This is a genomic window from Novosphingobium sp. SG720, assembly GCF_012275365.1.
Lineage (GTDB): Bacteria > Pseudomonadota > Alphaproteobacteria > Sphingomonadales > Sphingomonadaceae > Novosphingobium > Novosphingobium rhizosphaerae.
The window spans coordinates 443,233-456,281 of record NZ_JAAZQN010000003.1 but is presented as its reverse complement, the minus strand read 5'-3'; the positions used below and the strand labels follow the sequence as shown (position 1 = coordinate 456,281).

13 protein-coding genes are annotated in these 13,049 nt (G+C 66.7%); 4 read left to right on the top strand and 9 right to left on the bottom strand.

Annotation, left to right across the window (positions count from 1 at the left end; genetic code table 11):
* Positions 1-91 precede the first annotated feature (91 nt).
* Both FHW94_RS14380 and FHW94_RS14375 read left to right on the top strand, forming a co-directional pair.
* Positions 92-595: an Lrp/AsnC family transcriptional regulator gene (locus FHW94_RS14380; RefSeq protein ID WP_168556501.1), complete on the top strand. Its 504-nt coding sequence runs from the start codon at positions 92-94 to the stop codon at positions 593-595.
* A complete protein-coding gene (locus FHW94_RS14375) occupies positions 592-1,197 on the top strand; it encodes a nucleotidyltransferase family protein (RefSeq protein ID WP_168556500.1) in 606 nt (201 codons plus the stop codon). The genes FHW94_RS14380 and FHW94_RS14375 overlap by 4 nt, the downstream gene beginning before the upstream one ends.
* A gap of 56 nt (positions 1,198-1,253) precedes the next feature.
* Here the strand turns inward: FHW94_RS14375 and FHW94_RS14370 are convergent, their stop codons facing one another.
* The 4 genes from FHW94_RS14370 to gabT form a co-directional block, all read right to left on the bottom strand.
* Positions 1,254-2,120, bottom strand: a complete 867-nt coding sequence (locus tag FHW94_RS14370; protein ID WP_168556499.1) for an XdhC family protein — start codon at positions 2,118-2,120, stop codon at positions 1,254-1,256.
* Positions 2,121-2,142: 22 nt separating this feature from the next.
* A complete protein-coding gene (ald, locus tag FHW94_RS14365) occupies positions 2,143-3,258 on the bottom strand; it encodes an alanine dehydrogenase (protein WP_168556498.1) in 1,116 nt (371 codons plus the stop codon).
* Positions 3,259-3,394: 136 nt separating this feature from the next.
* Positions 3,395-4,876: an NAD-dependent succinate-semialdehyde dehydrogenase gene (locus tag FHW94_RS14360; protein ID WP_168556497.1), complete on the bottom strand. Its 1,482-nt coding sequence runs from the start codon at positions 4,874-4,876 to the stop codon at positions 3,395-3,397.
* Positions 4,873-6,159 (bottom strand): 4-aminobutyrate--2-oxoglutarate transaminase, encoded by a 1,287-nt coding sequence (gene gabT / locus FHW94_RS14355; RefSeq protein ID WP_168556496.1) that lies wholly within the window; start codon positions 6,157-6,159, stop codon positions 4,873-4,875. The genes FHW94_RS14360 and gabT overlap by 4 nt, the downstream gene beginning before the upstream one ends.
* A gap of 107 nt (positions 6,160-6,266) precedes the next feature.
* Between gabT and FHW94_RS14350 the strand changes: the two genes are divergently transcribed.
* On the top strand, positions 6,267-7,202 hold the full coding sequence (locus FHW94_RS14350) for a LysR substrate-binding domain-containing protein (protein ID WP_168556495.1): 936 nt from the start codon (positions 6,267-6,269) through the stop codon (positions 7,200-7,202).
* A gap of 63 nt (positions 7,203-7,265) precedes the next feature.
* On the opposite strand, the gene FHW94_RS14345 is transcribed toward FHW94_RS14350, so the two are convergent.
* The 4 genes from FHW94_RS14345 to FHW94_RS14330 all read right to left on the bottom strand — a co-directional run bounded on the left by FHW94_RS14345 (position 7,266) and on the right by FHW94_RS14330 (position 11,165).
* Positions 7,266-7,712, bottom strand: a complete 447-nt coding sequence (locus tag FHW94_RS14345) for a hypothetical protein (RefSeq protein ID WP_168556494.1) — start codon at positions 7,710-7,712, stop codon at positions 7,266-7,268.
* 110 nt (positions 7,713-7,822) lie between these two features.
* Positions 7,823-8,734, bottom strand: a complete 912-nt coding sequence (locus tag FHW94_RS14340) for a LysR family transcriptional regulator (RefSeq protein WP_168556493.1) — start codon at positions 8,732-8,734, stop codon at positions 7,823-7,825.
* A gap of 5 nt (positions 8,735-8,739) precedes the next feature.
* The gene (locus FHW94_RS14335) at positions 8,740-10,092 is read right to left on the bottom strand and encodes an aspartate aminotransferase family protein (RefSeq protein WP_246866135.1); all 1,353 of its coding nucleotides are present in this window, start codon (positions 10,090-10,092) and stop codon (positions 8,740-8,742) included.
* 131 nt (positions 10,093-10,223) lie between these two features.
* Positions 10,224-11,165 (bottom strand): LysR substrate-binding domain-containing protein, encoded by a 942-nt coding sequence (locus FHW94_RS14330; RefSeq protein WP_248290579.1) that lies wholly within the window; start codon positions 11,163-11,165, stop codon positions 10,224-10,226.
* 178 nt (positions 11,166-11,343) lie between these two features.
* Between FHW94_RS14330 and FHW94_RS23055 the strand changes: the two genes are divergently transcribed.
* Positions 11,344-11,808 (top strand): cupin domain-containing protein, encoded by a 465-nt coding sequence (locus FHW94_RS23055; RefSeq protein ID WP_210425666.1) that lies wholly within the window; start codon positions 11,344-11,346, stop codon positions 11,806-11,808.
* A 120-nt stretch (positions 11,809-11,928) separates the two neighbouring features.
* On the opposite strand, the gene FHW94_RS14320 is transcribed toward FHW94_RS23055, so the two are convergent.
* Positions 11,929-12,996, bottom strand: coding sequence for a spermidine/putrescine ABC transporter substrate-binding protein (locus FHW94_RS14320; RefSeq protein ID WP_168556491.1), 1,068 nt, complete (start codon positions 12,994-12,996; stop codon positions 11,929-11,931).
* Positions 12,997-13,049 lie beyond the last annotated feature (53 nt).

The following is a 13,049-nucleotide window of genomic DNA, read 5'->3' as shown; positions in this document are numbered from 1 at the left end:
GTTGGAAAGGGTTGCCAAATGCCGCACCGGTAAAATCCCGTGCCAGCATTTTGCACTACCATCACGCCATATCATGGTGCATTCACGCTGCATGGCCGAAACCACCGCTCCGCCCGAACTCGATTCCTGGGATATTCGCATCCTGCAATGCCTCACCCGCGATGGCCGGATGAGCTGGCGCGACCTGGCCGAGGAGATCGGCCTCTCGCTTACCCCCACGATCCGCCGCGTGCGCCAGTTGGAGGCGGCCGGCCTGATCACCGGCTACTTCGCCCGCCTGGACGAGCGCGCCCTGGCCGGCAAGATGAGCGTATTCGTCTCGGTCACGCTGGAACGGCAACAGCGCGAGGCACTGGACCGCTTCGAGGCGCAAGTTGCCGAACTGCCCGAAATCATGAGCGGATTCCTGATGTCGGGCGGGTCGGACTTCCTGCTGCGCTGCGTGGTGCGCGATCTCGATCACTATCGCGAACTGCTCGAACGGCTCACGCAAATCGAAGGCGTCGCCCATGTGCAAAGCAGCTTTGCCCTGAAAACCTTCATCAACCGCCCGGCCCCGCTGATCAGCGAAAGCCGCATCCGGCGCGCGCGATGACCGAGCGCCGCATCGCCCTGGTCCTGCTCGCGGCGGGCCGCGCCAGCCGCTTTGGCGGCGGCAAGCTCTCGGCCCTGCTGGCGGGCAAGCCGGTGATCGCCCACGCCGCCGCCGCCACGGCCGCCTTGCCTCTGGCGCAACGCATCCTGGTGGCCGCACCCGGCGTGCCAGACTTGCCCGGCTTCACCCGCATAGCGCTCGATCCGCCCGATGCTCCGCAATCGCGCTCGCTTGCGCTGGGCCTTGCCGCCGTGCAAGGGGCAGACGCGGTGCTGATCGCCCTGGCCGACATGCCGCTGGTTCCGGCGCAGCATTTCGCCGCGATGCTCGACCGGTTCGATGGGGACCGGCTGACCAGCATTTGCGGTGCCCAGCCCATGCCCCCCGCCCTGCTCGGCGGGCAGCATTTTCCCGCACTCATGGCGCTGACCGGCGATCGCGGCGCAAGTGCGCTTTTGCGTGATGCGCCGTGTCTCGCACTCACGCCCGAGCAGGCACTGGATATCGACACGCCCGAAGACCTGGCGCGTGCGGAAGCGCTGCTTCCCCCTCCGTCAGCCCTGCGGGCTGCCACCTCCCCCGGTGGGGAAGGATCGACCTGACAAATCCTCCCCCATCGGGGGAGGTGGCGGCCGCAGGCCGTCGGAGGGGGCGGCCCTCACGCCAGCGGATGCAGCGCCTCATACGCGCCCATGATCTCGGCCAGCGCGGACAGCGCCAACACGCCAGGATCGCGCGTGCGCGGGATCAGGCCGATGGGGCTGGTCACGCGCGAAAGCTGGGTTTCATTCACGCCGTCGCGCGCCAGGTCTTCCAGCCGCGCCATGCGCGCGCGCAGGCCGCCTTGTGCGCCGATGTAGAACGCCGGGGTATCGAGCGCCCAGCGCAGGATCGTGCGCTCCCATTCGTGATCGTGGAACAGCAGCAGCACCGCCGTCCAGGCATCGGCCTGCGCGCCTTGCGGCAGACCGCCCAGGCGCAGGGCGCCAGCGTCTTCCTTGGCATAGACTTGCGTGGCGATGCCCATGGTGTGCGCCAGTGCCGCCGTGGCAGCCAATTCCGCGCCTTCGCCCAGCAGCACCAGCGATAGCGGCGGAATGTAGGGGCGAGCACGCAGCAGGTGCGCCGGCGCACAATCAGGCACGGGCAAAGGCAGGCTAGCCGGCTGGCGGTCATCGAGCATGGCCACCGCCTGCGCCAGTTCGGCGCGTTCCGGTGCGGGGTCGAGCAGGATGTCCAATCCGCCGCCGCAGGGCAGCCGGAAATCGATGATCGGCGATCCGCGGCCATAGCGCTGCAGCATGGGCACGGCGCCCGGCGCCAGCCCGGCAAGGTCGCCCGCCAATTGCCGTTCCAGGCACACGTCTGCGAGCGAGCCGGCAATGGCTTGCGCCACACCGGCCCGACTTGCCGCCATCTGCGCCCCCACCCGACGGGAGAAGCTACCATCGATCCCCACCACCGTGCACAGGCCCGTGCCGTCGTCCAAGGCGGCACGCAACGCGGCATGGTCGGTGTGGATCATCGCATCTCCAAAGGGCTTGGCGTCAGCCGATCAGGTCGGCGGCCGGGATATAGGTATAGCCCAGGTCCTTTGCCACCGCTTCATACGTGACCTTGCCGAACGCCACGTTGAGGCCGTTGGCAAGGTGCACGTTGCGCGCCAGCGCGGCCTTCCAGCCCAGGTTGGCAATCGCCAGGGCATGGGGCAGCGTCACGTTGTTTAGCGCGTAGGTGCTGGTACGCGCCACGCCGCCCGGCATGTTGGCCACGCAATAGTGCACCACGCCGTCGACCACGTAAGTCGGTTCGGCATGGGTGGTGGCGTGGCTGGTTTCAAAGCAGCCACCCTGGTCGATGGCCACGTCCACCAGCACCGCGCCGGGCTTCATCGTGGCCAGCATCTCGCGCGTGACCAGCTTGGGCGCGGCGGCACCGGGCACCAGCACGGCGCCGATCACCAGGTCGGCCTCGGCCACGGCAGCGGCGATATTGGCCTTGCCGGCATAGAGCGTCTTGGCGCGGCTTTCGAAATGGTTGGACAGGCGCTCCAGCACTTCGGGGCTGCGGTCGATTATCGTCACGTCGGCGCCAAGGCCAGCGGCCATCTGCGCGGCATTGAAGCCCACCACGCCGCCGCCGATCACCGCCACTTTGGCCGGCAGCACGCCCGGCACGCCGCCCAGCAGCACGCCGCGCCCGCCATGAGCCTTTTCCAGCGCGGTCGCGCCGGCCTGGATCGCCATGCGCCCGGCCACTTGGCTCATCGGCTTGAGCAGCGGCAGGCCGCCGCTGGCATCGGTCACGGTTTCATAAGCGATGCACACCGCGCCCGACTTGACGAGGTCGGCGGTCTGTTCCGGATCGGGTGCCAGGTGCAGGTAGGTGTAAAGGATCTGCCCTTCGCGCAGCATGGCGCGTTCCACCGCCTGCGGTTCCTTGACCTTGACCACCATCTCGGCGCGGGCAAAGACTTCGGCTGCTGTCGCCACGATCTGCGCGCCGGCGGCCACATAGGCTTCATCGGTGGCCCCGATGCCGGCCCCGGCGCCGGTTTCGACCAGCACGGTGTGCCCATGCGCCACGAGTTCATGCGCGCTCTCAGGGGTCAGCCCGACGCGATATTCGTGGTTCTTGATTTCCTTGACGGTGCCGACAAGCATGGCCTGAACTCCCAAAGTGATCCATTGCGATCTCAGCGGGATGATATGGGAAATTCGCTGATGATTTTTCCCTATTTTTGGCGCCACAGCGCCGAATGGCGGGATTTTTTACCAGCCATCCGGCGCCGCGCGCGATTTATGCGGCTGGCACTGCGATGCAGGCCAGCTTCACGTCGAGATAGTCTTCCACGCCCAGATACGAACCTTCGCGGCCCAGGCCCGATTCCTTCACCCCGCCAAACGGGGCCACTTCGGTGGAAATCAGGCCGGTGTTGATGCCCACCATGCCATATTCCAGCGCCTCGGTCAGGCGCCATTGCCGCGCGGCATCGTTGGTATAGGCATAGGCCGCCAGGCCCGAGCGCGTGTCGTTGGCCAGGGCCACGGCTTCCGCCTCGCTGGAAAAGCGCACAAGGCCCGCCAGGGGCCCGAAGGTTTCCTCGCGGTTGAGCAGCGCATCGGCCGGCACGTTTGCAATCACCGTGGGTTCAAAGAAACGCGCGCCGATCGCCTGGGCCTGATGCCCGCCGGTCAGCACTTTGCCGCCCTTGGCCACGGCATCGGCCACATGCGCCGTCACTTTGGCCACCGCGCGATCGTCGATCAGCGGCCCCTGGTCGGTCGGCCCGTCCAGCCCCGGCCCGACGCGGAACGCGGCCACGCGCGCGGCAAGCTTTTCCGCAAAGGCATCGTGCACCGCCTCGTGCACCAGCAGGCGATTGGCACAGACGCAAGTCTGCCCGGTGTTGCGGAACTTGGACGCCAGCGCGCCTTCCACCGCGGCATCGAGATCGGCATCCTCGAACACGATGAACGGCGCATTGCCGCCCAGTTCCAGGCTGACTTTCTTCACCGTGCTGGCGCATTGCGCGGCCAGCAACTTGCCCACCGGGGTCGATCCGGTGAAGGTGAACTTGGCCACGCGCGGATCGCCGGTCAGCACTTCGCCGATCGGCTTGGCCTGGCCCGTCACCACGCTGAGCAGCCCCTTGGGCAGGCCGGCTTCTTCGGCCAGAACGGCAAGCGCCAGCGCCGAAAACGGCGTCAGTTCCGAAGGCTTGATCACGATGGGGCAACCCACCGCCAGGGCCGGGCCGGCCTTGCGCGTGATCATCGCTAGCGGGAAATTCCACGGCGTGATCGCGCCCACCACGCCCACCGGCTGGCGGGTGACGACCAGCCGCCGGTCCGCCTGGTGCGGGGCGATCACGTCGCCACGAATGCGCCGCGCCTCTTCGCCAAACCATTCCAGGAACGATGCGGCATAGCCCACTTCGCCCTTGGCCTCGGCCAGCGGCTTGCCCTGTTCGGCGGTCATGATCGTGGCCAGATCGTCGGCATGTTCCAGCATCAGCGCGGCCCAGCGCTTGAGCACGGCGCCGCGCTCCTTGGCCGTCCTGGCCTTCCACGGGCCGAACGCGGCCTGGGCAGCAGCCACGGCTTCTTCCGCCTCGGCCGCACCCAGATCGGGCACATGGCCGATCACTGCGCCGGTGGCGGGATTGTCCACCGCGATGGCCTTGGCCCCCTTGCGCCATTCGCCCGCCACGAAAGCGGCCTCGCGCCACAAGTCGGCGCGGCGCAGCGCGGGGCGGGTCACTTCCAGAATATCGTTCATGCCATCACCTTGCCGGCCACCGTTGCCAGGGCCTGTTCCACCAGATCGAAGCCTTCGTCGATCAGTTCGTCCGATGCCGTCAACGGCACAAGCACGCGAATGGTTTCGCCCTTGGTGCCGCATGACAGCAGGATCAACCCCAGATCGAGCGCGGCGGCGGTTACCGCCTTGGCCACCGCTCCATCGGTTTCCCCGGCCGCATTGGTCACGTCGAACCCGAACATCGCGCCCAGCCCGCGAATGTTGGCAACTGGCAACCCGGCGGCGGCAAAGCCCTCCACCTTTGCGCGCATCCGCGCACCGATCGCCGTGGCACGGGCGCAGAGGCCCTCTTCCTCGATTACTTCCAGCACGGCCAGCGCCGCCGCGCAGCCGATGGGCGAACCGCCATAGGTGCCGCCCAGGCCACCGGGATCGAGCGCATCCATGATCGGCGCGCGGCCAATCAGCCCGGCCAGTGGAAAGCCCCCGGCAAGCGACTTGGCCACGCAGACCAGATCGGGCTCGACGCCGGAATGCTCGATGCCGAACAGCTTGCCGGTGCGGGCAAAACCGGCCTGCACTTCATCGGCAATCAGCAGGATGCCGTGCTGGTCGGCCAGCGCCCGCAGCGCTTCCAGGAATTCGCTGGGCGCCACATGGAACCCGCCCTCGCCCTGCACCGGCTCGACAATGAAAGCCGCCACGCGCTCGGGCTCCACATCGGCGGCGAACAGGTACTGGATCGCTTCCAGCGTGCGTTCCACCGTGTTGCCATTCAGGCCGGTGGGGAACGGCGCGTGGAACACTTCGCCCGGCATCGGCCCGAAGCGGCGCTTGTAGGGGGTGGTCTTGCCGGTCATCGCGCTGGCCAGCAGGGTGCGGCCATGGAAGCCACCGGTAAACGCGATCACCGCCGAACGGCCGGTGGCGGCACGCGCAACCTTCACCGCGTTTTCGGTGGCCTCGGCGCCCGTCGTCAGCAGGATGGTCTTGGCCGGGCCGGAAAATGGGGCAGCCTCGTTCAACTTTTCCGCGAGCGCGATATAGCTTTCATACGGGCTGACCTGGAACGCGGTGTGGGTAAAGCGGTCGAGTTGCGCCTGCACCGCCGCGATCACCTTGGGATGGCGGTGCCCGGTGTTGAGCACCGCGATGCCCCCGGCAAAGTCGATGTAGCGGCGCCCTTCCACGTCCCACAACTCGGCATTCTCGGCGCGATCGGCAAAGACGGCGGTGGAAGACGCCACGCCGCGCGGCACGGCCTGTTCGCGGCGGGCATGAAGGGAAGCGTTGTCGGCCATGGCGGGCACTCCGGGCAAGGAAAACAGATCATGCCTTGTCGCACCAACGGCTTGTGCGCAAAAGCCCACTAATGCTACCCAGATGGTGACCAAGGGTTACCACAACCATGCCAGACCGCCCCCACTTGCCCCCCTTTGCCGCCTTGCGCGCGTTCGAGGCGTTCGGCCGCCACGGCGGGGTACGCCGCACGGCCACCGCGCTGGGGGTAAGCCACGCCATCGTCAGCCGTCACTTGCGTGCCCTGGAAGACTGGCTGGGCGTGATGCTGGTCGATCGCCAGCACGGCGGCTTGACCCCGGCAGGCGAAAGCTATCACGCGCTGATCGGCCCGGCGTTCGACCAATTGTGCACCGCCACCAGCCAGGCGCGGGGGCAGCATGGCGGGCGGCTGGATGTATGGTCGGTGGCCGGCCTCGCCTACTTGTGGCTCACCCCCAAGCTGCCCGGTTTCGGCCGCCGCCACCCCGGCATGGCGCTGGACTTGCGGCCCAGCGACAGCCCGCCCGATCTGTCCCGGCGCGAGGCGCATGGGGATATTCGCTGGTATCTCGACGATGCGCCGGGCCTGGCCACGCCGCGCAACCTGATGCGCCAGGCCGTGGTGCGCCCCCGCCTGTTTCCCGTGGCCCGCGCCGATGCACTCTGGCTGAAAGACGCAGCCGTGGCCACGCCGCAAGACCTGCTCGCCCTACCCCTGCTGCACGAGGATTCAGACGCCGAATGGCGCGCCTGGTTTACCGCACAGGGCCTAGGGCAGGCGCAGCCGCCGGTCTCGGCCCGGCTGTGGCAGGCGCACATGACCCTGGCCGCCGCCGCCGATGGCCAGGGCGTGGCAATCACCAACGGCTTCCTGGCAGCCGAACACCTGCAAAGCGGCCGCCTGGTGGAACTGGGCGCGGGCAACCCCACCTTCGCCGCTTGCGCGCCGGGCGCCTATTACTTCACCGCCCGCGCCGACATGTGGGACGCCCAACCCATCGCCCGCTTCCGCGCCTGGCTGGCCGAAGCGGTGACGGCCTCACCGCCCGACTGGCTGGCATAGAGCGCTTGGGCGGAGGCAGATGGGCGGTTGGCGCCCATAACCAGCCATGCCGTGATCAGGCCTTTAGTGGTCCGGATTAAAAATTATCAGAGAATAGAGCGCTGAGCAAAATAATAAGGCTACAATCAGACCCAGGATCATCTGCTGACGAACGGCACGCTGATGAACATCAACAGCCTTTTTCGACGCAATGAGTATCATCAAGACGATAATAACGTCGGGTAGCGCAAAGATCATAAGCTCTCCGCGAGAGGGGCGGCGGTCCATAATAGGTGTAAAAAACAATAGGACGTTCACGATCAGGCAAATAAAAAACGCGGAGCGGGGCCATCTTTCCCCAGGATAATCCTTTCCTAGCTTGAAGATGAGCACGAGGCACGCAACAGCGCATGCAATGCGGTATGTCGTTGCGAAAGGTATCCCGACGTAGCTCTCCAGGGCGATGCCGGTCAGGACTGCCCCAATAACTCCGCCAAGCGCTAAACCCACACGTTTGAAATAAGCGAGCAATGTCCTGCCCTCCGAAGTCGCATCTATAACGCAGGGCAAATGCCACCTGCAAGGAACGGCCGCTAAACAACATTTTAAGTCCGTTCCTTCGTCGGCGGTGACCAAGGCAGCTAACCCCAACTCCCCACCGGAAATCCCCCTTCCGCGCGCAGCCAGTCGGCCAAGGCGTGCACGTGCACATCGCCCCGCCCCTTGGCGCGCACCACCATGGTCAATTGCGCCGCCCCCGGCCACACGCGGTCACTCACGGGCACCAGTTCGCCTCGCGCCACCCAGGGCGCGGCATAGGCCTGCGCGGCCAGGGCCAGGCCCAATCCGTCGGCTGCGGCGCCGAGCAGGCCGGGCACGGCGGTAAACGTCGGCCCGGCGATCAAGGCATCGCCGCCGGGCATCGCCAGCCCGCAATGCGCAAACCAGCCCGCCCAATCCACCGGGCCTTCATCGTGCAGCAGCGGCACCGGAGGCCCGCCATCGAGGAATGCCGCGCCCGCTTGCGCCAGGGTCGGCGCGGCATAGACGGCGTGGTCCAGGCGCAGCAGCACTTCCTCGGGCAAGCCGGTGTCCCCGCCATCGGGCGCGTCGGTCAGGAAGATGTCCAGCTCGGTCGTGTCGAAATCCACGGCCAGGCCCCGGCTGTCGAGCCACAGGTCCATGCCCGGCAGATCGGCCATCAGCCGCCCCAGCCGGGGTTGCAACCAGCAGCCGGCAAAGCCCGCATCGGCATAGACGATCACCGAATTGGCCTTGCGATAGGGTGCCAGCCGGCTGACCCCGCCGCGCAGCACCTTGAGCATGTCGCGCACCGTGCGGTGGAAATCGCGGCCCGCGTCGGTCAGCACCACCTGACGATAGACCCGGCGGAACAGGGCATGGCCCAGCGCCTCTTCCAGGTTGCGCACCTGGTGGCTGATCGCCGATTGCGTCAGCCCCAGTTCCTGCGCGGCGGCGGCAAAGCTGCCCAGCCGCGCGGCCGCCTCGAACCCTTCCAGGGCCTTGAGCGGGGGGAGGCGGTCGCGTGCCATGGGCCTCAGGCCAGGTCGGTCAGGATCTCGCGCAGCATGGCAAAGATCGTGTCGATCTGCGGGGCCGTGATCATCAGCGGCGGCGAGAGCGCAATGATGTCTCCGGTCACGCGGATCAGCAGCCCGGCGTCGAACGCGCGGTGGAAGGCTTCCATCGCCCGCGCGCCCGGCGCCCCCGCGCGCGGGGCCAGTTCGATGCCCGCCACCAGGCCCAGATTGCGAATGTCGATCACATGCGGGCAATCGGCCAGGCTATGCGCCGCCGCTTCCCACTGCGCAGAGAGCGCCGCGGCGTTTTCGAACAGCCCTTCCTCGCGATAGAGCTGCAAGGTGGCCAGGCCCGCCGCCGCCGCCACGGGATGGCCGGAATAAGTATAGCCGTGGTAGAACTCGATGCCTTCCGGGCTGCCGTTCACCACGGTGTCGTGCACCTCGCGGCTGGCGATCACCGCGCCCATCGGCACGGTGCCGTTGGTCAGCCCCTTGGCCGTGGTGATGATATCGGGCGTCACGCCGAAATATTCGGCCGCCGTGGCCGTGCCCAGGCGGCCAAAGCCGGTGATCACTTCGTCGAAGATCAGCAGGATGCCATGCTTGCGCGTGATATCGCGCAGCGCCTGGAGATAGCCCTGCGGCGGCACCAGCACCCCGGTGGAGCCGGCCACCGGCTCCACGATCACGGCGGCAATCGTTTCGGGGCCGTGCAGCGCCACCAGTTCTTCCAGTTCCTCCGCCAAGCCGCCATTGCCCGGCTGCATCCCGCGCTGAAACCGCACGGCCTGGCCCTGGGTGTGCGAGAGATGGTCCACCCCCCACACCTGGCTGACGAAACGGCGCCGGTTGCCGCCAATGCCGCCCACCGAAAGCCCGCCGAAATTGGTGCCGTGATAGCCACGCTGCCGCCCGATCAGGCGGAACCGCGTGTGGTCCCCGCGCGCATGGTGATAGGCCAGCGCCATTTTCAGCGCGGTATCGGCGCTTTCCGAACCGGAATTGGTGAAGAACACCCGGTCCATCCCCGCCGGCATGATCCGCGCCACTTCGCTCGCTAGGCGAAACGGCAGCGGGTGCCCCAACTGGAACGTGGGCGCGAAATCGAGCGTGGCGGCCGCCTCGGCGATCGCCGCCGTGATCGCGGCGCGGCCATGCCCGGCGTTCACGCACCACAGACCGGCCGTGGCGTCCAGCACCTGGCGCCCATCGGCCGTGGTATAGTGCATGTCCTTCGACGCCACGAACAGGCGCGGGTTCTGCTTGAAGAACCGGTTGTTGGTGAACGGCATCCAGAAGTGGTCAAGGTCCACGCCGTCCATGCTGGCCGGATCGAGCGAGGCAAAAGGCTGGGTCTGGCTGGCCATGAAACGCTCCTGCATGGTCGGCTGCCTGGGGCAATGCCGTGAATTGTTTTCAAGTCATGCTTTGATAAAGCGCGGCCTGCGGCGGGAGGGGGAAAAGCGGCCTGGCATGGTGCAGGCCATGCACCACAGCCTTATTCCACCCGTTCGCGCAGGAACCGGCGCAGTTGTGCGATCGCCGGATTGTTGGCCCGATCGGCACGCGTCACCATGCAATAAGACCCGATTGCCACCGCCGTGGCACCGGGCACCGCCAATTCCACCAAGGCCCCGCTGGCGAGGTCTTCTGCCACCAGGTAGCGGTTGGCCAGCGCCAGCCCACGCCCGGCGCGCGCCGCCGCCAGCGCAAGATGGGCATGCCACAAGAGCGCGCCAGGCAAGGCCTGCTGCCCCACATCCAAGCCATTGCCACGCAGCCAGAACCGCCACTGCTCGTGATGCTCTTCATGCAGCAGCGGCGCCGCCAACAGGTCTGCCACCCCGGAAATGCCGGAAAGGCTGGCGGCCAGTGCCGGGCTGGCCACCACTAGCAGCGGCGGCCGCGCCAGCACCAGCGTATGCAACCCCGGCCCGCCCGGCTGCGGCAGCCATTCGTCGCCGTAAAAGCGGATGTCCACGTCCGCTTCGAACTGGATCAGGTTGGCCGGGCGATCGGTGGGACGCAGTTCCACCTGGAAACCCGGCCCGTTCTGTTCGAACGCGGCGATCTGGGCGGAAAGCCATTGCGTGGCAAAGCCGGGCACGCACCACAGGCGCAAGTCGTGGATCTGCCCCTGGGCCATGATCTCGCGCGTGGCGGAAACCACATCGAGCATCGCGGCCGAAACCCGCGCGTGATAGGCCTGCCCCGCCTCGGTCAGCGTCAGCCGCCCGCCCTGGCGATCCACTAGCATCACGCCCAGCCATTCCTCCAACGCCTTGAGGTGCCGGCTGACCACCGTATGGTCCAGCCGCAGCAGCGCCGCGGCACGCCGCACCCCGCCCACGCGGCCCACCACTTCAAACGCGCGCAGGGCGGCAAAGGGCGGAATGGCCTTGCCCGACAGGAAATCGCCCGAAGCAGTTTCGTTTGGCACGATGCCCCCATATGCCTGCATGTCGTCGGTTGTGCGATCGCATCATAGCACGAATGAAACGGTGCACCAGATGCACCGAACGTCGTCAGATCGCACCGGCTGCGGCCACCTGGGCAGTTGACGGCGGCGCCGGCACCCGCGATTGAGATCGCAGTATCTTGCCACAGGAGACCGTCCGATGCGCCCGATCCCCAAACTTGCCCTGGCGCTGTGCCTGGGCCTTGCCCTGCCCATCCCTGCCGCCCTGGCCGATACTGGCGCGGCCAGCATCGCCAAGCCGGCCAAGCTCGCCAGCAGCGCGGTGACTGCGGCCCTCGCCGGCAGCGCCGCGCACCACAGCAGCGAAGGCGGCGTGGCCGTGTCAGACCTGCCGCAGCTGCATTCGGCCGACAAGAAGTTCATGAGTGGCGCCTATGCCGTGGCCGGCCCCAACCACGACAGCTTCACCGGCGAAGGCTATCCGGTGAACGAATTCATGGTGTTCCTCTCGGGCGGCGTCACGCTCACTTCGGCCGATGGCACCGTGCTGGAGGTGAAGGCCGGGGATTCGGTCTCCATCCCCAAGGGCTGGATCGGCAAGTGGGATTCCACCGGATACCAGAAGTTCTACGTGGTCTATGACCCGGAAAAGCCGGTTGAATAAGAGACTTGAAGCCCCCTCTTCTTCAGAGGAGGGGGTTGGGGGTGGTGCTGGGCCTCAAGCGGCGTTCAAGGCTTCCCCCCCGACCCCCTCCTCTGAAGAGGAGGGGGAGAATGCTACCCCTTACGCCGCGCGCACGCGAGTGATCACGTCCTGGAACGCGCGATAGGCATCCTCGCCCAGGTAGTTGGCGTATTGGCACTTGGCCAGCGCCGCTTCGGGCGGGAAGATCGCCGGATTGTCGCGATATTCGGCGTCCATCTGCGCCAGCGCGGCGCCATTGGGCGTGGGATAGCGGATGGTGCGCGAAATGTCGGCGCCCGCCTCCGCGCTCAGCAGGTAGTTGATGAACGCGTGCGCGGCATCGGGATTGGGCGCGCCGGTGGGAATGCACAGCTGGTCGGATTGCAGGATGCTGCCTTCCTTGGGCACCACGAAAGCGAGGTCCTTGTCCTCGCGCATCACCTGGGCAATGTCGCCGTTGTATTCGATCACGATGTCGCAATCGCCCGACAGCAGCAGGTCCTGCCCGTTGTCGTCATGGAACGTGGCGATGTTGCCCTTCTGGCGGATCAGCAGGTCCTGCACTTTGACCAAGGCGCCCTTGTCGAACGTGTTCATGTCGGCGCCCAGGTAGATCTCGGTCAGCCGGCACAGATCCGCCGCGTCGGACAGCACGGCGATGCGGCCTTTGTACTGCGGCGAATCCAGCACCCATTTCCAGCTGTCGGGCACACCCTGGATTTTGGACTTGCGATAGCCGATGCCCAGCACCAGCCAGGTATAGGGCATGGCATATTTGCGGCCGGGATCGAACGGTGCATCCTGGAACCGTGGCAGGATGTTCTTCATGTTGGGAATCTTGGCGTGGTCGAGCGGCATGAGCATGTTGGCCTTGGCCATGCGCTGCACGAAATCGTTGGCCGGCACCACCACGTCATAGCCGGGATTGCCGCCGCGCAGCTTGGCAAACAGCTCGTCGTTGTTGGAATAGAGGCTCATGTTCACGCCGATGCCGCTGGCCTTTTCAAAGCCCGACAGCGTGTTCTTGCCGACGTAGGTATCCCAGTTGTAGAAATTGACCATCTGCGATGGATGCTTCTTGCATCCCGCCAGCCCCGAAAAGGTGATGCCGACCGCAGCCGTGCCAAGGCCGGCCAAAAATCCGCGCCTTGAAGGGGTTGCTTGCATGGGTGCCCTCATGGTTGGCCCGGTTCGATATCGGGCATTGCTTTTGCGCACGA

What these genes read in the sequence shown, in the direction of transcription:
- gabT (WP_168556496.1), bottom strand. Translation starts at nt 6,159, where the DNA reads ATGGCCGACAACGCTTCCCTTCATGCCCGCCGCGAACAGGCCGTGCCG.
- FHW94_RS14360 (WP_168556497.1), bottom strand. Translation starts at nt 4,876, where the DNA reads ATGAACGATATTCTGGAAGTGACCCGCCCCGCGCTGCGCCGCGCCGAC.
- FHW94_RS14380 (WP_168556501.1), top strand. Translation starts at nt 92, where the DNA reads ATGGCCGAAACCACCGCTCCGCCCGAACTCGATTCCTGGGATATTCGC.
- FHW94_RS14375 (WP_168556500.1), top strand. Translation starts at nt 592, where the DNA reads ATGACCGAGCGCCGCATCGCCCTGGTCCTGCTCGCGGCGGGCCGCGCC.
- FHW94_RS14370 (WP_168556499.1), bottom strand. Translation starts at nt 2,120, where the DNA reads ATGATCCACACCGACCATGCCGCGTTGCGTGCCGCCTTGGACGACGGC.
- FHW94_RS14335 (WP_246866135.1), bottom strand. Translation starts at nt 10,092, where the DNA reads ATGGCCAGCCAGACCCAGCCTTTTGCCTCGCTCGATCCGGCCAGCATG.
- FHW94_RS14340 (WP_168556493.1), bottom strand. Translation starts at nt 8,734, where the DNA reads ATGGCACGCGACCGCCTCCCCCCGCTCAAGGCCCTGGAAGGGTTCGAG.
- FHW94_RS23055 (WP_210425666.1), top strand. Translation starts at nt 11,344, where the DNA reads ATGCGCCCGATCCCCAAACTTGCCCTGGCGCTGTGCCTGGGCCTTGCC.
- ald (WP_168556498.1), bottom strand. Translation starts at nt 3,258, where the DNA reads ATGCTTGTCGGCACCGTCAAGGAAATCAAGAACCACGAATATCGCGTC.
- FHW94_RS14350 (WP_168556495.1), top strand. Translation starts at nt 6,267, where the DNA reads ATGCCAGACCGCCCCCACTTGCCCCCCTTTGCCGCCTTGCGCGCGTTC.
- FHW94_RS14320 (WP_168556491.1), bottom strand. Translation starts at nt 12,996, where the DNA reads ATGCAAGCAACCCCTTCAAGGCGCGGATTTTTGGCCGGCCTTGGCACG.